The sequence below is a fragment of the Methanofastidiosum sp. genome, from assembly GCA_035362715.1.
In the GTDB taxonomy this organism is placed as follows: Archaea; Methanobacteriota_B; Thermococci; order Methanofastidiosales; family Methanofastidiosaceae; genus Methanofastidiosum.
On record DAOSDU010000001.1, the window covers coordinates 48,787 to 71,763 of the forward strand.

20 protein-coding genes and 1 tRNA gene are annotated in these 22,977 nt (G+C 34.2%); 6 read left to right on the forward strand and 15 right to left on the reverse strand.

Going from position 1 to position 22,977, the window contains the following annotated elements; genetic code table 11:
- Positions 1-22: 22 nt before the first annotated feature.
- The 10 genes from PLI06_00260 to PLI06_00305 all read right to left on the reverse strand — a co-directional run bounded on the left by PLI06_00260 (position 23) and on the right by PLI06_00305 (position 12,551).
- Positions 23-2,134, reverse strand: coding sequence for a tetratricopeptide repeat protein (locus PLI06_00260; GenBank protein ID HOI76031.1), 2,112 nt, complete (start codon positions 2,132-2,134; stop codon positions 23-25).
- Positions 2,135-2,345: 211 nt separating this feature from the next.
- Positions 2,346-3,896: a Coenzyme F420 hydrogenase/dehydrogenase, beta subunit C-terminal domain gene (locus PLI06_00265; protein ID HOI76032.1), complete on the reverse strand. Its 1,551-nt coding sequence runs from the start codon at positions 3,894-3,896 to the stop codon at positions 2,346-2,348.
- Positions 3,893-4,369: a hydrogenase maturation protease gene (locus tag PLI06_00270; protein HOI76033.1), complete on the reverse strand. Its 477-nt coding sequence runs from the start codon at positions 4,367-4,369 to the stop codon at positions 3,893-3,895. Before PLI06_00270 ends, PLI06_00265 begins: the two co-directional genes overlap by 4 nt.
- Complete coding sequence (gene frhA / locus PLI06_00275) at positions 4,366-5,601, reverse strand: coenzyme F420 hydrogenase subunit alpha (protein HOI76034.1); 1,236 nt, start codon at positions 5,599-5,601, stop codon at positions 4,366-4,368. Before frhA ends, PLI06_00270 begins: the two co-directional genes overlap by 4 nt.
- Before the next feature lie 106 nt (positions 5,602-5,707).
- Positions 5,708-7,090 (reverse strand): threonine synthase, encoded by a 1,383-nt coding sequence (thrC, locus tag PLI06_00280; GenBank protein ID HOI76035.1) that lies wholly within the window; start codon positions 7,088-7,090, stop codon positions 5,708-5,710.
- 120 nt (positions 7,091-7,210) lie between these two features.
- Complete coding sequence (gene aspS, locus PLI06_00285) at positions 7,211-8,512, reverse strand: aspartate--tRNA(Asn) ligase (GenBank protein ID HOI76036.1); 1,302 nt, start codon at positions 8,510-8,512, stop codon at positions 7,211-7,213.
- Entirely contained in the window at positions 8,513-9,913 is a 1,401-nt protein-coding gene (gene gatB / locus PLI06_00290) for an Asp-tRNA(Asn)/Glu-tRNA(Gln) amidotransferase subunit GatB (GenBank protein ID HOI76037.1), read from the reverse strand.
- Positions 9,914-11,332 (reverse strand): Asp-tRNA(Asn)/Glu-tRNA(Gln) amidotransferase subunit GatA, encoded by a 1,419-nt coding sequence (gene gatA, locus PLI06_00295; GenBank protein ID HOI76038.1) that lies wholly within the window; start codon positions 11,330-11,332, stop codon positions 9,914-9,916.
- Between the two features lie 12 nt (positions 11,333-11,344).
- Positions 11,345-11,638 carry an Asp-tRNA(Asn)/Glu-tRNA(Gln) amidotransferase subunit GatC gene (gene gatC / locus PLI06_00300; GenBank protein ID HOI76039.1) on the reverse strand — a complete coding sequence of 98 codons (294 nt, stop codon included), beginning with the start codon at positions 11,636-11,638 and terminating at the stop codon, positions 11,345-11,347.
- A 67-nt stretch (positions 11,639-11,705) separates the two neighbouring features.
- Positions 11,706-12,551, reverse strand: a complete 846-nt coding sequence (locus PLI06_00305) for a CBS domain-containing protein (GenBank protein HOI76040.1) — start codon at positions 12,549-12,551, stop codon at positions 11,706-11,708.
- 60 nt (positions 12,552-12,611) lie between these two features.
- Between PLI06_00305 and PLI06_00310 the strand changes: the two genes are divergently transcribed.
- Positions 12,612-12,800, forward strand: a complete 189-nt coding sequence (locus PLI06_00310) for a preprotein translocase subunit Sec61beta (GenBank protein HOI76041.1) — start codon at positions 12,612-12,614, stop codon at positions 12,798-12,800.
- A 6-nt stretch (positions 12,801-12,806) separates the two neighbouring features.
- Here PLI06_00310 and PLI06_00315 read toward each other — a convergent pair whose 3' ends face one another.
- Positions 12,807-13,655, reverse strand: a complete 849-nt coding sequence (locus PLI06_00315) for a hypothetical protein (protein ID HOI76042.1) — start codon at positions 13,653-13,655, stop codon at positions 12,807-12,809.
- 73 nt (positions 13,656-13,728) lie between these two features.
- Positions 13,729-15,807: a DEAD/DEAH box helicase gene (locus PLI06_00320; protein ID HOI76043.1), complete on the reverse strand. Its 2,079-nt coding sequence runs from the start codon at positions 15,805-15,807 to the stop codon at positions 13,729-13,731.
- A 72-nt stretch (positions 15,808-15,879) separates the two neighbouring features.
- Here PLI06_00320 and eno point away from each other — a divergent pair, with 72 nt between their 5' ends.
- Complete coding sequence (eno, locus tag PLI06_00325) at positions 15,880-17,154, forward strand: phosphopyruvate hydratase (GenBank protein HOI76044.1); 1,275 nt, start codon at positions 15,880-15,882, stop codon at positions 17,152-17,154.
- A tRNA-Ser gene (locus PLI06_00330) sits at positions 17,155-17,239 on the forward strand. It abuts the gene before it with no gap.
- 85 nt (positions 17,240-17,324) lie between these two features.
- On the opposite strand, the gene PLI06_00335 is transcribed toward PLI06_00330, so the two are convergent.
- A complete protein-coding gene (locus PLI06_00335) occupies positions 17,325-17,687 on the reverse strand; it encodes a DUF190 domain-containing protein (protein HOI76045.1) in 363 nt (120 codons plus the stop codon).
- The gene (crcB, locus tag PLI06_00340; protein ID HOI76046.1) at positions 17,684-18,067 is read right to left on the reverse strand and encodes a fluoride efflux transporter CrcB; all 384 of its coding nucleotides are present in this window, start codon (positions 18,065-18,067) and stop codon (positions 17,684-17,686) included. Before crcB ends, PLI06_00335 begins: the two co-directional genes overlap by 4 nt.
- Before the next feature lie 109 nt (positions 18,068-18,176).
- Here crcB and PLI06_00345 point away from each other — a divergent pair, with 109 nt between their 5' ends.
- Entirely contained in the window at positions 18,177-18,581 is a 405-nt protein-coding gene (locus tag PLI06_00345; protein ID HOI76047.1) for a DUF3887 domain-containing protein, read from the forward strand.
- Between the two features lie 68 nt (positions 18,582-18,649).
- Complete coding sequence (locus PLI06_00350; protein ID HOI76048.1) at positions 18,650-19,111, forward strand: Lrp/AsnC family transcriptional regulator; 462 nt, start codon at positions 18,650-18,652, stop codon at positions 19,109-19,111.
- 25 nt (positions 19,112-19,136) lie between these two features.
- Here PLI06_00350 and mmsA read toward each other — a convergent pair whose 3' ends face one another.
- Positions 19,137-20,621, reverse strand: a complete 1,485-nt coding sequence (gene mmsA, locus PLI06_00355; protein HOI76049.1) for a CoA-acylating methylmalonate-semialdehyde dehydrogenase — start codon at positions 20,619-20,621, stop codon at positions 19,137-19,139.
- A 231-nt stretch (positions 20,622-20,852) separates the two neighbouring features.
- Between mmsA and PLI06_00360 the strand changes: the two genes are divergently transcribed.
- A complete protein-coding gene (locus PLI06_00360; GenBank protein ID HOI76050.1) occupies positions 20,853-22,829 on the forward strand; it encodes an LUD domain-containing protein in 1,977 nt (658 codons plus the stop codon).
- The last annotated feature ends 148 nt before the right edge of the window (positions 22,830-22,977 follow it).

The window sequence follows — 22,977 nt, forward strand, 5'->3', positions numbered from 1 at the left end:
TATTGATTAAAAAACGTTTTGGTCACTTAAGCAGTAAGAAAAATAGTAGTAATACTATCAAAAGTAAGAATCCTATAAGTATTCCGCCATAAAGAAGCATGTTATTAACAGAACTTATCCCTTTGGATGATTCTAGAAGTTGGTTGCATTTGGAGATATAATCTTCACATGAAGATACTCTCCCTACATCGCCAAGATTATTGAATTCTGCACTTGCTTTTTGAAAGTATGATTTTGCATTTTGATAGTCTTTTGAAGAGAAATAGCTCTTTCCCATGTCAAAATAGTCTAAAGCTTTCTTATAATTATCAATTTTTAACATGTTATTCTGAATAAGAGTAATTTTTTGATTATCCCCTAGCCTTTGGTAAATTACGAGTGCATTGTTATAGGATGAATAAGCTTTGTCAAAGTTTTCTTCGGAAACATATTTATTGGCCTCGTCTAAATAATTCTGAGCTTCCACATACCTATTTGCCTTTTCAATCATCTCATCTGCTTTTAATGCCGCATCAAAGTCTTGTTTGTTAATTGATGCTTTTTTTGCCTCTTCAAAATAAAGTATTGACTTCTGGTATTCTCCCATACCAAAGAAGTATACCCCCATTTCATAAGAAGAGCCAGTGTTCAAAAAAAGCTCGCACTTCTGGATATAATCGTCTGCTTCTAAGGTTTTGTTGGTATTTTTATCTTTTTTATACTCTTCTCTTGCTACTTTAAAATATACAAGAGCGTCTCTATAATTTTCATTGTTAAAAGAAGCCAATGCCTGACTGAAATACATATCAGCCTTATTTGCACCCATCATGTTTTCATAGCCAGAAATAACATTTGTATAATTAGCTATAATTAAATCAAGAGTTCCATTATGATCCATATCCTTGATGACAACATATTCGGTCATGTAATTCTCATTAGATTGCCATAAAAGATGGCCTAGTCCATCTAAAAGAAATATCTCCCCATAAGCCTTGTTAGACCTATATGTGGAAGAAGCGCCTGCAACAATTTCACCATGCCCATCTTCATTAAGATCAGAGGAATGAATATTTGATATGACCTTACCTAAATTACTCTCCCATATTCTTGCGCCTGTTTTATCAAGAACATAAACTTTTTCTCCTGCTGCGATTACTTCTAGATTTCCATCTCCAATAATGTTTGCCACTAGGAGATCAGACCCCTGTTTTATTGGATATAACCACAAAAGATTAAGAGTACCACCATCTTTTGTATGGAAACAGTAAACGTATTTCTCAGATAGTGCAAGAATCTCTATTTTTTCATCACCTACTTGGTATTCGCTTCCATTATCGAGATTTATTGCTATAACTTTCTTAATGGTCATGCCTGCACCAGTAATGTAAGAGTGTATCTTAGTCCAATTGGCTGTTGAAGAGTTGTAATCATAAACAGATATATTTCCCTCACCTGAGATATTTTCTCCCCCTACTATAATCTCTCTTTCAATGTCAGAATCAAGATTTGCAGAAGTGATGCTACTTAGGGGTTTTGATGGTTTTGCAATTGTTGAAAAAGTGTAATCATATCCGTTATAACTAATCATACTTGCATTGACACCCGCTAAAAGAGCAACTTCTTTACCTTCTCCGAATATATCTGCAGATTTAATTTCTTTCATTGGTACAGATTTGAAGTATTTCTTACCCATGCCCTGTTCAGTAAGTATGTAAAAATGTGATTCAGTTAAGAGTAGAATATCTTTTTGCCCATTACCATTAAAATCAACACCGTATGCATCTTTTGGGTAGAATCTTGTTATATCAACGTCGGGAGGGTTTGGAAGTGAATCCCTTATCGAGCTCATTGTTCCATCAACATTGCCTATTTCTTTATTCCAAAGTATTTCACCATTATAGTTGAAGAGATAAATATACCCATTTTCATACGATTCCCCTCTTTTGAATCCAGTTGTGACAAGTAGTTTTCCCACGGAATCTTGAGAATGATCAATTAATCTCATAGACATTATCATATCGCCCTTCGGCTTGTTTGTGAATTTCACAGACATTTCATTGGCAGAAACAACAGATATGAGTATCAAGATTAAAAAAAATATAGGAATGACTTTTGATTTTTGAATATTTAAAAATTTTATTTTAGCCATATTCATATCTTAATGCCCTCAATTTTTCAGCTAATGATACTCTATAATATCAGTAATATTAATTATTATTGCTATACTAATATATAAAGTTTTCGCTAAAAATAGTAGACAATGTAAAAATTAGAAATTAAATATTGCTAAACAATAATAAAAATAAAAAACTAATTATTTAAAAATTTAGAAAGCCAAAGTTGGTCATCCATGAGGATTCTTGTCGCTAGAATGGAACTTTTAGATTGTACATCTTTCTTTTCTCTATTTTCTTTTTACTTCTGTTCTTTTTAATCTTCGAAAGTTTTTTTACAATCTCTATATCAACTGGCATCTTGCCTTCTTTTCCTATTTCAAGGTAACCTTCTTGGACTGCTGCTTCAAAAGCTTTCTGGCCTGTTTTAGTTCGCACGATTACAGTATTCCACCCTTCGGGGGCCCCAATTGATCCGATTGAGATATCTGAAAGTTCTGAAGTGAAATCTGGGCAGATTGAACAGCTTTCTTGTTCATATTCCCTGACTATATCTATGGGTATCTTTTGGATATCTCCTGAAACTGAATAGATGACATAATTGCCAGCGCCTATATCTACTTTGTATGTATCTTCAGCCCGTATTTCGCCTAATTCCTCCATCATCTTTAGCATTGCATTATACCTAAAATTATGTGTACAAAACAATCCAACTCTGAGGGAAATTTTGTCAATTACACTTCTGAGAGATAGGGGGTATATCTCAAGTTTTCTTACTGCCTGATGAACACATGGAAGCCCAACTATGGCTATATTTTTTAGATAGTTTGAAGTTGCAGCATCTTTTAATATGTTTAATGTTGGGCAAAGATTGTATGTTGTTCCAGTTGTTTCAAGGAGTTCATCGTAATCTGTTACAAGCGCAGACCTTGCAAGCCAGTATTTCTCTTTGTCTTTACCGCCTGTTAAAATGCCGTCAATTATTCTAGAGTCAAGACAATAATTCATAAGCGCTGTTGTTGTTCCGCCACTTTGTGCAGTTTTTAATATCTCTTGATTAGTGGCTCTTGCTGTATAGATTGACATATATCTCCCAAGATATTCATCAATGGAGGTGCTTTCATCTTTAAAGACCGTTTCATTTATGTATTCTAGGGGCATGTAACTTCTTGGGCATTGGAATCTGCATTCCCCACATTTTACACATATTTCGTCCCTTAAAACCGGTTTTCCTTCTATATCCGATAAAGCCAAAGTGGGACATACTGCAGTACAAAGTCCGCATGAAATACAAAGTGCTCTTTGGGTTATATACCTAATATTAACCTCCGAATTCTCTTCAATGTTTGTGAAAGCTTGGAGATAATTTTCATCGTTTCTTAGAAACGCATCAAAAAATCTTTCGATGATTTCAGGACTGGGTGGACATCCAGGTATGGCATAATCTACTTTTACGAGTTCACTAATTGGTAAAAAAGCATCTGTTTCTGGCATAGGCATTTGATTTCCTGCAGAGTGCATTAGTATTCCGGTAGTTACAGCACATGCTCCTAAAGCTGCAACTTTTTTTGATTTTTGTCTTATGTCTGTTACAAGTTTCATGTGCCCTTTTTCAATCGTCCCTACCGCACCCTCAAATACGGCTAGATCTAATTCTTCGGGGATTTTTCGAGCGTCTATAACTAGCGGGTAATATTTTACATCGTATTCATCAAGAAATTCTGTAATCTTTCCAGTATCTAGATGAGACAAAAGACATCCCGAACATGATGCTAGCTGAAATACGCCAACTTTTGGTTTCACTGCGCTCCCTCCATAAAACTAATAATAATATTTTGAACTTTATCAATGGCATTCCGAACTTCTTCATTCATCTCAAGGTCCATGCTATTTGGATCTACGTTTCCCTGAACTAATATTAACTTGACATTAGAAGAAAATGTATTTATTTCGTGTGGAACATTCATACTATGTGAAGATTTTATGAAATCTTGAGAAGCTATCTCTTTCCCATCCAAAATCAATACATCCCCAATTTTTCCCTTGAAATCTCCACAGTCGATTATATACAGATTTTTTATTTTGTGTTTTGAAGAATTGATTAGATTTAAAAAGGGCGATATGCCAGAACCGCAATCTATCACAGCGAGATTTTTAAACTTATTTTCAATTTTTTCATCTTTGATTCTTCTAACAAATTCTGGTCCGAATCCGTCATCACCAAAAAGAGGATTACCGCAACCCAATACAAGATTCTCTTTTATTAAGTAATTCATTGCAAATACCTCCTTTCGATGACCTTGCCATCTGTGTCCTTAACAATTATATAATGTGTTGCACAATCAAGACACGGATCATAGGACCTCATGATGATTTCGGCATATTCTTGAGGAGAACCTTCTATGGCCTTGCCTATGGTTGGAATATTCCAAGTTGTAGGAGATATTATCCTGTAATCCCTCATTATCCCGTTGTGGTCCGTTTTTGCCATATGAATTAAAGTTCCTCTTGGGGCTTCGTAAACTCCTACCCCTTCCCCTTCTTTAACAGTAATGTGGTCAGGTTTTGTTTTACCGTTGACATCCAACTGGTCCAAAAGTTCCTCGGCCCGATATACCATAACTAGCATTTCTCTTGCTCTTGCAACGTTGATATATAAAGCGGAATCGCCAGAAAATCTCTTAAATTTGATAAATCTTGCTCTCGGGCCTGTTTCAACTGTTTCCCCATAATAAAGAGGAATCATTGTATTTGTTGTTCTACCTTCTTCCTCTTTTCCATAAAATCTAGAGGGGATTACTTCTCTTATTGCTTCGAGATTAATTTCTTTTCGATCTCCGTAAGTCATGTGTGTGGCCAAAATACTAGAATTAGATATACCGATATTATTTGGTAAATTTTCAAGTTTCTTTTCAATTGTCTCGATAAACAAATCTTTCTGTAGGTGTGCGTTCTTCTCATACTTTCTTACAAGCCTATACAAACTTGCAGCTGCTCTCTGACTTATATTGGTATTAAATCCACCTACGCAGTAATTTGAAGGATGAATTGCTTCTCCCCCTACAATATCCTTCATTTTTTGTCCGATTCTTCTCAATTCTTGGATCCTCTCTATGGACTCCTTTTTAATTTTTTCATTGTCTACTATGTCATCAAGAATTAGAAATTGGTGAAGTGCATGGTCTTGCATCTTACTTGCAAGGCCTAGAATCTCTCTTAATATTAATGCATCTTGAGATATTTCAAGCCCAAACGCCCCTTCAAGGGCTTGGCATGATGCTTCAGCATGAGATACTGGACATAATCCACATATTCTCATTGAAGCTCTTGGAGTAAACTCATAAGTCCTACCCAATGTCAATGATTCGAAGCTTCTTACCATTGTCGTTGAGATATAATATGCTCTTTCAACTATCCCTTCCTCATCTACATGAAGAACAAGTTTTGCATGCCCTTCATGCCTAGTTGTTGGGTCAAGGTTTACAATCCTCTCCCCTTTGCTTTCCATATTATTCCTCCATAATATATATTCATTATATTTATATACATTTAAATATTGCGGTAATAAAAAAAATTTTTGATTAATATACAATAAAAATAAAAATATCCGGATATTACTTGTTTTCTAGTGTAGATTCCAAGAATTTTTTTAATTTTAAATAGTCATTTTCTATTCTTATTGGACAGCCCTGTCTCATGTCTACATCTTTCATTGATTCTGGTAGTTCTGGCTCAAAACTTAGGAGTGACTTAATTTCTTCAGGAAATTTTGCAGGATGTGCTGTTTCTAAAGAAATTGATAGTGGATAATCACCATTATCATGGTAATATGCTTCAAGTCCAGCCCAACCCACAGCTCCATGTGGTTCTAGAACTACGTTGTATTTTTCGTAAACATTTTTTATTGTGTCTTTTGTTTTCTGATCGGATATGCTTACCGAAAATAAATTTGTTTGCATTTTTTTCAAGTCAGGGTATTTGTGAACTTTACCAGATTTATCTACAGTGCCCCCATAAAGTTCAAAGAACCTTGCTAAATTTGAGGGGTGCCCTACGTTCATTGCACTAGATATGCAAGCTTTTGAAGGAGAAAGTTTTTGATAATTTCCATTATTTAGATATCTAGGAAACTCATCATTTTCGTTTACTGCCATTACGAGTTTATGAAGAGGTAATCCCATCCTCCTACCAAATTCACATCCAAGAGAATTTCCAAAGTTTCCTGACGGAACAGAAATTAGAATTTTTTCACCTTCTTCGGATTTTTGAAGATATGCATAAAAAAAATATATCATCTGTGGGAGAATTCTTCCTATGTTTATTGAATTGGCAGATGTTAGATTCAAATTGGCCAAGTCTTTGTCCTGAAATGCCATTTTTACAAGATTCTGGCAATCGTCAAATTTGCCGTCAACAGCAAGTGTTGTTACATTATCACCTATTGTATCAAGTTGTTTTTTCTGTCTGCCTGATACTTCCCCCTCAGGGTATAGAATAAATACATTTATCCCTTTTACTCCTTTGAACGCTTCGCCGACTGCGCTGCCTGTGTCCCCAGAAGTTGCAACAAGAATGTTCAATGATTTTTTTTCATCTTTTAGTGCGCCCATTAGTCGAGCCATCATTCTAGCGGCAAAATCTTTAAAGGAAGCAGTTGGGCCTTGGTCAAGTCTTAGAACATACTTTCTATCGTGTACTTTTTCTATTGGCACTCTAAAATTGTATGCTTCTTTACATAATCTAAATAGATGATCAGATTCAATGTCACCATAAAGGAATTTCTCTAAAATTGTGTGAGCTACTTCAAAATATCTCTTTTCTCTTAGATCTTCAAGCTCACCTTTTGAAATATTAGGGATTCTCTCAGGCATGAATAGCCCGGCGTCAGGAGCCTGACCCATCATAAGTGCATCTTTAAAACTCACAAGCCCCTTAAATGGTATAAATCCGGCCTCATTAATATTCCGGTTAGTACTATAATATTTAATTCCGCCCATAAACTATGATTATTTTATAGAATTTATAAACTTTATTCAAATAATAATTTAATGAATATAAATTTTTATCGTTATTACCATAAATATGAAAAAGTAATTTATAAAAATAAATAAAATATTCTATGGTTCAAGTCTTCTTCTATCGTGAGGGAATAACACGCCCTCTCGTATATTCTCTAGGTTAAGCATCTGCATTATGAGCCTATCTATACCAAGACCAAATCCACCATGTGGCGGCATTCCATATCTAAAAGGCTTGAGATATGCTTCAAAGGATGATACAGGCAGTCCTTTTTCTTTTATTCTTGTTTTAAGAACTTCTACATTATGAATCCTCTGACCACCTGAACTTATTTCAACACCTTTATAGTCCAAATCAAATGCTCTTGCTATCTCGCCATCAAAGTTAGTATAAAATGGTTTAGTGGATAGGGGGTATTTTGTCAAGAAGTAAAGATCATCACCATATTTTTCTTTGACAATATTTCCTAAAGCTTTTTCTGATTCTGTACCTAAATCTTCACCATAGTGTACATTAAATCCACTTTCTTGAAGAAGAGATATTGCCTCTTCATATTTGACTCTTCTAAAAGGTGTAGAAGGAATATTTACTTCGACACCCAATAAAGCGAGTTCATTCTTTTTAGTATCGTTAACGCATTTCAAGATGTGAGAAACTAGATTCTCAAGGATATAGATTACATCGTCTTCGTTTTCAATAAATGACATTTCTATATCTACAGCATCAGATTCTGAAAGGTGCCTTCGTGTGTTGGACTCTTCAGCTCTAAAGTAGTGAGCCATCTCGAAAACTCTGTCCATCCCAGTAGCCATCATAGTCTGTTTGTATAGCTGGGGAGACTGTGCTAGAAAAGCTTCTCTTTCGAAATATGAGAGTGGAAAAAGTTCGGTTCCACCTTCAGTTCCTGAAGCGCTTATCTTTGGAGTTTGAATTTCTACAAATGCTTGGCTCAAAAGGTACTCTCTTGCAGCCCTTAAGATTTCACTTCTAATCTTAAAAATAGCAGTTACTCTTGGTTTTCGTATATCCATGAATCTGTTGTCGAGTCTTGTGTCAATATCCGCATCAACTTTTTCAGATGGGTCAAGTGGAAGATTTGCTTCTGCCATATTTATTATTTCTATTTCGCTAGGTATCACTTCAAGCCCACCTGGAGCTTGGGGGGATGCTTTTGTATTTCCTTTAACTGCAATGATCCATTCTCTCCCTAAAGAATCCATTAATTTAAAAATCTCTTCAGAGACTTTCTTTTTAGGTGCAGTAATCTGGGCAATTCCCTCTCTATCTCTTAATAAAATGAATTTAATCCCGCCGAGGTCCCTTCTCTCATGAACCCATCCAGCGAGTACAATTTCCTCGCCATCTTTTAAATTATTTGAATAACATGTTCTTTTAAGCATTTAAGCCACCGCACATAATTTATCTTTAAGTAATTTTATTGTTTTTGAAGGTTCTGCCCTGCCTTCTGTTTCATTGACAACTTTGCCAAATAAAAAGTGTAATGCATTTTGATTTCCAGATTTAAAGTCTAAAACAGCTTTTGGATTATCAGCTATAACCTTTTCTATTATTTCAACTAATGTATCCTCAGAACTAATCTGATAAAAGTTCTTTTTATCCATGAGCACTGGGATTTCTTCACCACTATCAACAGCATCTTCAATAATCCACTTAGCATTTTTCACAGAAAGTTCTCCTCTTTCGATGAATCCTACCATATCAGATATGTGTTTTGGGTTAATTTTTGATGTTGAAACTGACAAGTTTTTTTCATTTAATCTTCGTTTAAGTTCAGTTGCGCACCACTTACCCGCTTCAAGAGGATTTGAATTTTTTGCAGACTCTTCAAATAAATCAGATAGATAAAGATCAGATATCAAAGAATCAACTATTTCTTCCCCTAATGAATATTCTTCCATAAATCTCTTCTTTTTCGCATGAGGGGATTCTGGGAGTACTGACTCAATTTCATTTAGCATCTCAGGGCTAATATAAACTGGAACTAGATCTGGGTCAGGGATATACCTATAGTCAGCAACTGTTTCTTTTTTCCTCAAGGTTTTAGTTATCATGCTTGCTTCATCAAAATGCCTTGTCTCCATCGTTATTGTTCCGCCTCTCTGTAGAACAGCTTTCTGCCTAACAATCTCATATTTCAAAGCTTTGTAGATACCCTTCACAGAGTTGACATTTTTTATTTCAATTCTATTTCCACCCATTATCGAGATGTTAACATCTGCTCTAATGGATCCTGATTCTCCTCTTATCACACCTAAATATTCAAGGGATAACAAAAGGTCTCTCAAAAATTCTCTTGCATACTCAGGGGATTTTATATCGGGTGCAGTTACTATTTCTGCCAGGGGTACACCCGATCTGTTAAAGTCAACTTTACCCTCTCTGAGTTCGTACCTACCTGGGTCTTCTTCAATATGTATCTCCCATATGCCAACGCCCATAAAGACACCGTTTCCTAAAATAGGTTGGGATGTCCTCTGATAGTTTGAAGGTAGATCAGGATAAAAATAATGTTTTCTTTGGACATAGAAAGGTTTTTCGTATGCTTTGCAACCTAAGAATAAACCTATTTTTAGGAGATTTTCTAATGCCGTTTCATTTATCCCCATAGGCTTTGATCCAGGTTGTGACGTGCATATTGGGCAAATATTATTGTTTGGAGGGGAATTAATATAGTCTGATGAGCACTCACAAAAAATCTTTTGATTAGTTTTCAATTGGACATGTATTTCAAGACCTATTTTTAGGTTCAAATCTTTGTATTTGTCTTCGTGAATCTGCAATTACATTCCCCCGCATGCTATTTCTACTGCCCTCATGCCTTTAAGCAATTTAGATTCAGATAAGCTATCGGCGTGAAGTTGTAATCCCACGGGAAGACCTTTTACTTCGCCGACAGGCTGACTTGAGGCGCAAATACCTGCAAGATTTGCACTCACAGTAAGTATGTCTGAAGAATACATAGCTAGGGGATCGGAGATTCTTTCTCCTATTTTCCAAGGGAGCGTAGGCATAGTTGGGCCAATAAGTAAATCATATGAATTAAAAATTCTTTTAAAATCCTCTTTAATGGCGCTTCTTGCCTTCAAAGCTTTTGTGTACCATCTTCCTTTAAACTCTTCCATTGTTATAAATGTTCCAAGCAGAACCCTTCTCTTGACTTCAGTCCCCATTGAAGTTTCTCTTGTATTAGAAACGGCTTCTACTATATCTTGGCCTCCTGCATAATGGCCGTATTTAAATCCATCAAATTTCGACATTGCTGATGAAAACTCACTGAACACAACTAAATAGTATATAGGTATAGAGTATTTAATATTTGGAAGGGAAACTTCTTCTATTCTTGCGCCTTGGGATTCAAGCATTCCAATTTTGTCAAGTATCATGTTTTTTATGTTTTCATCTACCCCTTCAAAGAACTCTTTAGCGTATGCAATTTTCATGTTTTTAATATCGCCATCTTTGAAGTTTTCAACTGTTTTGAGGTATGAGTTATTACTTTGAACAGTTACAGTATCTCTGGGGTCTTTACCAGAAATGACGTCAAGTAAAAGTGCTATTCCATAAGTATCTTTTGCAAAAGGGCCTGGGCCTTCTAGACTCATGGCCATATCGGAAAGACCATATCTAGAAACTAATCCATAACTTGGTTTGAAACCATATACCCCACAAAAACTTGCGGGGCATCTTATTGAACCGCCTGTATCGCTACCTATAGATAGATCAGAAAAATCAGCAGCAACTGAGGCTGCACTTCCTGAAGAACTCCCCCCAGGCACATAATCAATATTTCTAGGATTTTTAGTTGGCCCAAAATAAGAAGAAGTCCCATCTGAGCCACATGCAAATTCATCCATGTTACACTTACCAATTATGATTCCATCTTCCTTCTTAATCAAGTTAGTAACAGTTGCATCGTAGGGCGCTATATAATTCTCCAATACTTTTGAACCACAAGTCATTCTAGTATTATAGACTGCAATATTATCTTTAATAGAAACAACAAGACCAGAAAGCTTTCCCTGAGTTCCATTATTTATTTTTTTTTGGATTTCCTTTGAAGATTTTTCGGCTTCCTCGGTACCCAAGGTAATAAAAGCGTTTATTTCCTTATTCCTTTTTTCAATCTCTTCAATTTTTTTATGAAGATGTTCTTCTACTGACTTGGATAATAAATCCTCAATGAGATCTCTAGTAAACATGATATCACTAAATCAAAGATTTCTTGGAACGACTATAAAATCGTCTTCTATTTTATTAAAGTTAGATCTAATTCTATTAATATTATTGAAGGGTTTTGGTTCTGAATCTTTTCTCAAAACATTGACGTTTTCTACTACATAATAAAGTTCTTTTTCGCCAACTTTAATCTCATCAATAATTGAAAATTCTTCAAGAATTCTCTCAAATTCTTCGCGGAATTTTTCTTTTTCTTTATCAGAAAGCTTTAATCTAGCAATTTCTGAAACTCTCTCTATAACACTGTCATTGATAATGGTTTCTACCATTTTTACCCCTTCAAAATTTAAAGTTGTTGTCTTAAGATTGCATATAAATGTTTCTCTTATAATCTGGCTAGATTAAGCCTTTAAAAGCCTTGAGAATGTCAACATCTCTCAGGATACCAATAAGCGCATTATCTTCCCCAATTACGGCAATATATCTTGTTCCGTCTTTTTGAAGCGTTTCAATAGCTTGAGATATTGATAAATTCTGATTAATTGTCGAATATTCCTTTTTCAAATAGTTTGAAACTGGTTTATTTGGCAAATAGAAATTACTAGTGCCTATTAGCACTGAGGATTTCCAGTTCCAATCCCAATCATCTCCAGACTCGCCTTTTGTAGCATCTGATTCGGTTATCCCACTTATTATTTCTCCTGAATGAATCATATCTGTCGTATCTAATAACCCTACAAATTTTCCTTTTTCGTCAAGAACGCCAAGAAATGAAACTTTAAAGTTCAACATTACTTTAGAAGCAATATACGTGGGAGTTTTTTCCCATACGCTCATAAAATAATTGTGATCGATATACTCGGTGATTGATTTTTTAAGTTTATACTTTTTACTGACTAAAGGAAGTAGTTGTTTTAAAGAGATAATACCAATAACATTGCCATTATCGACTATGGGCAGATAATAAAAATCTCCACTTAAAAATAATGAAATGACTTTTTCAATATTATCTTTCTTATTTATAACTGGGATTTCTCTCCTCATTATTAAGGCCAATTGTTCTTCTTCTGGTTTTGAAAGTATGTCATTAATAGTAATAATACCAAGAAATGTGTCAGTGCCTTCTTTTAATGCGATTAGCTCAGATATATCATTTTTCTTCATTGTTTCTATTGCAAGGGCCCTATCGCTAGGTATACTGAATTTTAAGAAATCCCTTATTATAATTTCGTCTAAATTCATTTTACTCCCTCATTACGATAAATTTATATAATGAATAAACTTTTTTTTGTTAGTGATTATATGGTAAAGAGAAAACCGCAGGCTGTTGGGGGTGCTATGCCCGCAACTGGTGCTGGACTCATCAGATATTTTGATGAAGATGAAGGAGGATTAAAAATCCGTCCTGAAATAGTAGTCGTGATCTGTGTTTTCGTCATTGTAGTCGGCATACTATTACAGATTTTTGGGGCAGAACTATTAGGCTTTTAATATATTTTATAGGTCGTCCTCTTTTTTATATTCTTTACTAAATTTCTTGAATGGATTTTCTTTCCCAAATGAATTGTTAGATACACATTCGTCACCATCAGTAGAAGTTTCGTTTACCGAAATATTTCTTTCTTTTGTAAAATTTAACTCTCTTGGTTCATCTTCTAACTTCTCTTCTTCTCCAAAAAGAGCAAATTCGTCCTTCATTATCTCATCAAATTTAGTTTGTTTATCTAGATCAAGTGTTTCTTCAATCTCATCTTCAATTGGTTTGTACGATGGTTCAGAAACAACAAATGGAGAAGATTTGATTATGGGATCGTTAGCATCAAGTTTTTGAATAAATCTTTTAGATGCTTCTAGTTCTCCCTCTTGTTTTGCACATTTCAGTCTTAATTCGTTAAATTCTTCTTCCATTTTAAGCATTTTATTCAATTTAAATTCAAGTTCAGATTTATCTTCTTTTAAGACTTTCAGTTTTCTTAATGAGTTTTCAACTTCATCATTTAACTCGTTGAGCTTTATTTTCAGACTATCATTTTCTGCTTTGTACATTTTCGCTTTTTTTATTTCTTCTAATGGAGGAAGTTTCCCCTTTGATACCACTATACAATCTTTTCCTACAGATACTATTTCATCTGCTACCAAAGTTATCTTTGTTTCAAATCTCAAAAGTTTTGATTCTGAACGAGAAAGGCCATAACTCTCGGCACTCTGCCCAAGTTTCATATGAATAAGAATTTTACCTTCGACCATCTCAATGTCAACATTTTTTACAAATCCTTTTATCGTACCAGAAATATCCACTAATAGTTTATTGGTAAACTGACCTTCAGCACCCGACATTAAATCCATATATATCCCTCTTTAATCATTAAAATATAATGTTTATAAGTGAATATATTATTTAAACTTATGGTTTATTTTTCTAAAATTCGTCTATCTTAGTTTGCTTTAATCCTCTTTCATCATAATGTTTTCCAGAAACTAGAGCTTCGGAAATTCTTTCTCCCAATATTTTTTTAATAGAAGGTAGATTATCGATGTTCACCATATTTCTATTTTTTATTCCCTCGTTATATAATCTTCTGGCTCTTATCCTTCCAATACCTTTTAGTTCAACAAGATCTATTAATTCTTCTTTAATACCATATTTGACTCTCGTTCTTAAAGTTTTTATTTGGGAAACATTTCTCCTAAATATATGGCCTATTCTTTCAAGTGAATACAAAAGCCAATCCATATTATCTCTAAGTCTCTGTAAATCTCCCTCGCCAATCCCATATTTTAATACTAATACCTCTTCTTTTTCTTCGTTTATCCAATCATAAAAAAGCATTGCCGTTTTGAATTGGGATATGAAAAATTCAAATTCTGCTTCTTCGTAAGTGGAATCAGGAATATCTGTAATAATCTTCTCCCAGAACTCTGAAAGTGCTTCATGATAAACTTCAAACTCTTTTTTTCTTAAGTAAAGCGTTGGCATATCAGGAGTAGCACATAGTAAATGAAGGATTCCTATATCATTAAATCTGTCTTTCAGTATGCCATCTCTCATTATAATTGCAGATTTAGGGTCAATGTATAGTTTTGAGACTACAGAACCCAAAGGAGTTGATGAAAAATCTTTTTCTAAAAGGCTATTTTCTATTAAAAAATCAAGGTTCTTATCGATTAAGGGAACAATTAATTCAGGATCTTCCTTAAAGGCATAAAATGTTCTATTGAAGAAATTGTGTAGGTCTCCTCTGTCTTTAACGAATTCTGATGCAATAAGAGAAAGAACATGTGCCCTTAATCCACCTTCAGTTGCAAGTTTTGACGATATTGGGAAGGGTTCAGATTCTATATATTCTTTAAACAAAAAATCTTTTTCTTCTTCTCTTTTTGCAATTAATATAGCCTCACCAGTAGAATCATATTTTGGCCTTCCAGCCCTCCCCATCATTTGGGCTATTTCAATTCTAGGTATCTTTATTGATCCAAAATTTGAATCAAATCGAAAATAATCCTTTATTATAACTCTCCTTGCAGGTAGATTTACGCCAGCTGCAAGAGTAGGAGTTGCTACGATGATTTTTATTAAATTATTAATGAAAAAATCTTCAACTTTTTTTCTGTCTTCGGATAATAAACCAGCGTGATGAAATCCTATCCCATGCCGAAATAATTTTTCTAGCTTCTTGCCAGATGTAGTATCTGAAAATCCTCCTTCGTTATTAAGTATAGAAAATCTTTTTGCGAGCTTTTCTGATGTAGATTCGGCTGCTCTTCTACTATTTACAAAAATTAAAACCTGGCCTTCGTCATCTATAGAATCTTTTGATAACTGGTAAACTGGGTCTTCTACAGGCCCAATATCTTTTTCTTCATTTTCAAAAAATATTATCTTATTTAGGAGAACTCCTTTCTTCAAAGGTACGGGTCTCCATTCAGATTTCACTAAAACTGCTTTTAGCCATGAAGCTATTTCATCTGCATTTGAGATTGTTGCAGATAATCCGATTATTCTTTTATCTGATAACTTTGAAATAACTATCTCAAGTGTTGCTCCCCTGTTGGGAGAATCGATTAAGTGAATTTCATCATAAATAACTAATGAAAAATCATTGAAAAAATCAGTATCATTTCTTAAAAGAGAATCACAACGTTCAATAGTTAGGATTAATACAGAATATTTTTTTAGGGTATAATCAAGATGATCATAATCTCCCGTTGATATCCCGACGTTCAATCCCAATTCTTTGAATTCCCTATATTTTTCATCGGCTAATGCTCTTAATGGTACTAAATATATGGCCTTCTTGCCTTCTTTTAGTGATTTTAAGATAGCTAGAATTGCGATTAGGGTTTTACCTGATGCAGTAGGTATTGCGAGAATAAGATTTTTATCCGATAGAAGACCTTTAATAACCGCCTCTTCTTGAGGAGGATATAATTTGCTATATCCCTTTGATTGAAGAAGACAAATATCTCCTTTTGTGAGGGGAAGACCTTCAATGTTCATGGAAAACCTTAAAATTTACCTATTTATTAAATTAATGAAGGTGTTTTGATGCTCAGTGCAAAAGATTTTGAGATGTTTGAGATTATAGACATAAAAGCTCGAGAAGTTCTAGATTCCCGAGGAAATCCAACTATTGAAACAGAAATTATTACGGGAGGGGGTTATGGTTCAGCGATAGTTCCTTCTGGCGCTTCAACTGGAAAACATGAAGCTTTAGAGCTCAGAGATAAAAATGATCGATATGGTGGAAAAGGCGTTTTGAACACTGTCAGAAATGTTAATGAAACTATTACTCCTTTACTAATAGGAATGGATATCAGAAAACAGAGGGAAATAGACAGAGTAATGATAGAAGAAGACGGAACGGAAAATAAAAATAATTTTGGTGCCAATGCCATATTGTCTGTTTCTCTTGCTGCTGCAAGATGTGCTGCGGATACAATTAATATTCCTCTTTACCAGTATATTGGTGGGTTAAACACCTATATTCTACCAGTACCTATGATGAATGTAATAAATGGTGGAGAACATGCTGGAAATGAACTTGATTTCCAAGAATTCATGATAATGCCAGTAGGCGCTAACTCTTTTTCAGAGGCTTTGAGAATTTGTGCTGAAGTTTATCATCATATGAAAAAAATCATTGCAAAAAAATATGGGAGGAGTTCAACTAATGTGGGGGATGAAGGAGGATATGCCCCTCCAATGAAAGAAATATCTGAACCTCTGGAAGTAATAATGTCAACTCTTGAAGAGCTATCGTATAAAGATGTTGTTAAAATTGCACTAGATACTGCATCTTCTACATTCTATGATGAGAAAACAAATACTTACAATACAATGGGAAAGAAGATGAGCTCCGGAGATTTAGTTGATTTATTTGCAGATGTAAGCTCAAAATATCCAATTATTTCGATAGAAGATCCAATGGCAGAAGATGACTTTGAAGGGTTTGTAGAGATAACAAAAAAGTTAGGCAAAAAAATACAAATTGTGGGTGATGATCTTTTTGTTACTAACAAGAATAGATTGTCAATGGGCATAAAAAAAGGAGCTTGTAACTCCCTACTATTAAAAGTAAATCAAATAGGTTCTCTTACAGAAGCTATTGATACTGCAAGTCTTGCATATAGAAGCGGTTATTCCGTTGTTGTGAGCCACAGAAGTGGTGAAACTGAAGATACAATGATAGCAGATATTGCTGTTGGGATATCATCTGGACAAATAAAAACAGGAGCCCCCTCTAGAAGCGAACGTTGTGCAAAATACAATAGATTACTAAGGATAGAAGAATATCTAGGAGAAAGTGCAGTCTACTCTGGAAAGAATTTCAGAATACCATTTTAGGCCGAGGTAGTCTAGCTAGGTAAGGCGGCGGTCTCGAAAACCGCTGGTGCTCGCCACCACAAGGGTTCAAATCCCTTCCTCGGCGCTTATAATTATTTTTTAAGACCCTTGAAAATTTGTATTATTAATTATTTTAGAATATAAATTATTATTGATGAGAATAATCGGGATTAATATTCGTTATAAGATATATTTTCCTTTTCGCTACCTTCGTACATTATAATTCTGACTTTTTCCTCAGTAATTAGTCCTTGCTTGATTATATCGTTAAGTAATGGTTTAATTCTATCAATTCTCTCCTTTGAGTCAACAACTTCAACTACTATAGGCAAATCTGTTGATAATCTTAGGATAGAAGTAGTACGAAATCTGCTATTTTTCCCAAATCCCTCTACACCCCTTAGTACTGTGGCACCTGCCAATCCTTCTTTTCTGAATAATTCAACAAGGTATCTATGTAATGGCTTTCCTTCATATCTATCAGATTCACCAATAAAAATCCTAAGGAGCGTTGCCTCAGATTCTTTTTTCATTTAACGCCTCCCAACGTTATTACTAAAATCTTACCCATGTATATGGCAAACATAGTTAAAAAGATAGTGCCTATAATGTTGAGAGTAAAGTAAAAAAAATCCCTAGATTCTAATAATCTAAACGACTCATAGCTAAAAGTTGACATAGTCGTGAAAGCCCCTAGAAGGCCTATAGTTAGAAATATTCTTGTTTCATCACTTATGACCCCCCTATATTCAGAGATAAAAAGAATCGAACTTAAAATAAAGCTTCCTAACACATTAACTGTTAATGTGCCCAATGGAAATGTCGTAGCTCCATTTTGAGCCCAGCCACTTATCAGATACCTTAGGATTGCCCCTATGAAACCTCCAATCCCTATTAGAAATAGTAGATGCATTCAATTTCACTTGACGCTGAAATTTATAACATATTTATAAAATTAATTGTTTCCTAATTTAGATAAAATTTCTCAATAAGTCTTAAAAGTAAATCATCTAAGCAAGTATATGAAGAAATTAATTGTTTTTTTGCTATTGTCGCTTATAATACTATTTGCAGGATGCACAGTAATCAAGGATTTTGATAAAGAATCAGCAATAAAAATAACAGATCCAATTATGGATAGAACTATGGAAGGATTAAATGAAAACAATTATGACAAATTTACAGAATACTATACTGCTTCATACAAAAAGTCATTTCCTGAAAGTGCTTTTTTAAATTTTACAAAGGGATTCTATAAAAATCCAGGAAAATATATATCTCGAGAAGTATATGATGTCAAGCCAATTGAGAATGGCGTCTTAATTCATTATAAAGGCATATTTGAAACTAGAGATAATGTTGCCATAACAGTTACTTTCGAAATATCAAACGAAGAATATAAAATTAAGAAAATAAGATTTTATTAATCCATTCTTTTTCTGGCACATATTTATCCATAAATAATCTTTTAAATGAACATTGATTTAAGTTAGTCATGGAAAACGATAAATTAGATGAAATTGATATAAAAATATTGAACGCTTTACAAGATAATTCAGAAATTAGTTTTGAATCACTAGGTAAAGAACTAGGCGTTTCAAAATCAACAATCCATTACAGGGTCATGAATTTAAAAGAAAAAGGCATCATAAAAAAATTTTCAGCCATAGTAGATCCTGAAAAAGTGGGTATGGGGATTCTTGCCGTATCTTTGATAAGAGCTCACTACAATCCAGGATACGTTGAATATATAGGAGATAAACTCAAGAATATTCAAGGTGTTTGGGGAGTATATTTTTTAATAGGTGAGCATGATTTTGTTGTTTTAATAAGAGCAAAAGATAAAGAAGACCTCAATAGGATTGTTGAAACATTTATCTCAATGAAAGAGATTGAAAGATCAAATACGCATGTTATAATAAAAAAGATAAAAGAGGATATCCGTGTTGATATCTAAATATTAAAAATAATAAATAAAAATTTTAATCTTTTTCTGGCCAGAATCTTTCTGTGATGATTTTATCTTCAGTATAGAAATTCACAATTGCTTTGCTCTGTGCCTTTATATCTGCAAACTGAGAGTTCTTCATTCCCCCAAATGGCAAGAATGCTACAGGAGCAGGTATGCCTATGTTAACTCCGATCATTCCAGCTTCTGCTTCTAACTTGAATTTTCTAGCCCAGTATCCGTTTTGTGTGTAAATTGATGCACCGTTACCGTACTGATGTCTGTTGATTATTCCTATAGCTTCATCAAGATTCTTTGCCTTCATTATGCAGACTACTGGCCCAAAGATTTCTGTCTTATGTATTTCCATGCCTTCCTTTACATCTGCAAAGACTGTTGGCCCAATGAAGAATCCCTTTTCGTGACCTTGTACTTTAGCACCTCTTCCATCTAAAAGAAGTTTTGCCCCTTCCTTGATTCCAACATCAATCATTTTGTAAATAAAGTCGTATGCCTTTTTAGATATAACTGGCCCCATTACTAATGGCTCCTCGGCATATTTTGGATCTAGTGGGTTTGCTAAAATAACGTCCTTTGCTTCATTAACGAATTTGTCACAAATTGTTTTGTACATTTCGTCTCCGACACCAACAAGTACTGAAGAGGCCATACATCTCTGCCCAGCGCAACCAAAGCACGAAGTAAGCATATTTCTTACGACTTCGTCCACTTTTGCATCTGGCATTGCTACAAGATGATTTTTAGCACTTCCCATTGCCTGGAATCTCTTATTGTTTCTTGCACATTTTTCGGCTACAGTTCTGCATACGTTTGTAGACCCTACAAGAGAGAATCCCTTTACATTTGGATGGTCAATAAATGCATCAGCAACTACTCTGTCACCATTAACAAGATTGAATACACCTGGCGGGAGTCCAATCTTATCTATATATTCAGTGATTTTTACCATTGTCCCTGGGACTTGTTTTGATGGTTTAACGACTATTGTATTTCCAGTTGCAATTGCATAAGGTATAAACCAAAATGGAACCATTGCAGGGAAGTTAAATGGTGCTACCATGGTAAAAACTCCCATGGGCAATCTTAGAACTTCACCGTCAATTCCAAAAGAGCTATCTACTAATTTATCCCCTTGTTGAAGCATTGGCATTGCACATGCAACTTCTATATTCTCAAAAGACCTTTTCATCTCTGCCCTTGCGTCAGGTAAAGATTTTCCCATTTCTTCAACTAATATTCTGGATATTTCTTCTTCGTTGTCCATGAATATTTTTCTTAATTCAAATAATGGTTTAGCCCTCCTTGGTCCAGGGGTTTTGCTCCAAGATTTGAAAGCTTTGTGAGCAGCCTCAATAGCCTTATCTGCTTCGGCTTTTGTTGAAAGAGGTGCTTTTGCAATTATATCTCCATTACTTGGATTAACAATATCAACATATCCGTTGTTTTCAGGTTCGATCCATTTTCCGTTTACATAGTTTTTGTAAACTTTGACATCCATTTAACTGCCTCCATATTTTTAAGATAGTATTTGGAACTAATCTCAATATTTATATTTGATTTTGACTAATATTCAACACTTTTATAAAACTTTCGATATGCCTTGAAAGTAATATCGAAAGTATTAACCACATCATCCGATTTTTATGAATATATATTTAAAACTTTTGGTATTTGATTCTTGAGCGACTATGTAGTAAAACTTATAATATAGGTTTAATTCTAGTCCAGAGTGGTCACTGAAGATTATCTAAAAAATAAAATTGATACACCTTTAAAAAATAAGGAAAAACTTATTGCATTAAGAAAGGCATTCAAAACAACAAGAGATAGACAAAATGATAATAAATTTTTATTCCCTGATTTAGATCAGAGAAAGGAAAGATTAAAAAAATCTAGAGACTTTTCAATTGGGAATAAAGATCTTCTTTGTCAAGCTATAAAAAATTTTGAAAAAAATGGTTTCAAAGTATTCTACTCCAAGACCAAAGAGGATGCTATTGACTTTATACTAAAAGAGATAGGTGAAGAGAAATTAGTAGTAAAGTCTAAATCAAATGTCACGAAAGAAATATGCCTTCATGAAAAATTAGAAGAAAGGGGAATTGAAGTTATTGAAACAGACCTTGGAGATTACATAATTCAACTTTCTACAGAAAAACCTGCACACCCTACCGGTCCCGCATGCCACCTTTCGAGATATGATATTGCAAAGATATTCTCTGAGGCTTTTGGAGAAAATTTCGAACCTGACCCTCTTGTTCTTACAAAAATAGGAAAAGAAAAAATCAGAAATTATATAGAAAAGGCAAAGATAGGTATTACTGGTGCAAATGCGATATGTGCTGAAGAAGGCGCTGCCATAATAATAAACAATGAAGGCAATATTAATCTTGTGCAAATGAGGGAGAAAAAACATATAATTGTGACTTCGATAGATAAGCTTTATCCCAATATTGAAGAAGCTATTAACATGCTAAAGCTCTGCACATATTACGCTACTGGAGCTTCTATCACATCATATATTGAAATTATTGCAGGAATATCAAAGACGGCCGATATAGAAAAAATGCTTTTCAAGGGAATGCAGGGACCTGGAGAAGTCATTTTAGTTCTAGTCGATAATGGAAGAACTGAAGCTTTTGAAAAGGGCTACAAAAATCTATTCTACTGTATAGGATGCGGTAACTGTCTTCTAGACTGCCCAGTATACCATGTCGTGGGAAACGAGTATGGTTACAAAGGGTATCTTGGTGGGAGAGGAACTTCTGCATCTTATTTTTTGGAAGATCAAGACGCATCTTTAGAGAATGGACTATTTTTCTGCACTACGTGCAATAACTGTCAAGTATCATGCCCCGTTGATATCGGAAATGCAGATTATTCGGAAAGGCTAAGAGAAAATGTTTCTTCAAGTGGAATGAATTTCCCAACTCATGAAAAAATAATTGAAAATATAAAAAATTCTAAAAATCCTTTTAATGAATATTCTCCAAAACAATTGAAGAAAGGAAATGAAGTTGTATATTTCAGAGGTTGCATGGGATTATATCGAGAAAAAGGCATCGCCGACTCTACAATGAAACTCCTTGATAAAGCAAATGTTTCATATGCTCTTGTCGATGAAGTTTGCTGCGGTTCAGTTGCACTTAGGACTGGAAATAAAGAAATTGCTAAAGAGCTTGCAAAAGAAAATTTAGAGAAGATTAAACAGACCGGAGTCGATACTGTCATATTTTCGTGTGCTGGTTGTCTTAGAACATTTATTAAGGATTACCCAAACTTTGGAGATAGAAATCTAAAACTTCTTCATTCATCGCAATACTTCCTTGAACTTATCAAAGAAAGAAGATTAAAATTGAAGAACGGAAAAAAGCTGAAATTGACTTTCCATGACCCTTGCCACATGGGCAGACATCTTAAGATATATGACGAACCAAGGGAAATAATTAAAGAACTTCCCAATGTCGAATTTGTGGAAATGAAAAGAGTGAAGGAAGACTCAAGATGCTGTGGCGCGGGTGGTGGAGTGAAATCACTATTTTGGGAATTATCTATTGCCATGGCTAATGAAAGAATTAATGATGCAAAGGAAGTTAAAGCAGATGTTATAGTATCTACCTGCCCTTTCTGTAAGAGAAATCTAAAGGATGCTTCAGAAATGGAAGTCATTGACCTTTCAGAATTACTTTTAAAGTATTCTACTTAATAAAATATTTTTTTTAGAACATTATCCGACAATTATATATTATTAACGTATATTGTTTTAATTTTTTATTAAATATTAGAAAAACTTATAAAGGGTTCAAAAATTAAGTAAGTAGTCGTTATATTATTTGAAAGTATGAGGAGTTAAG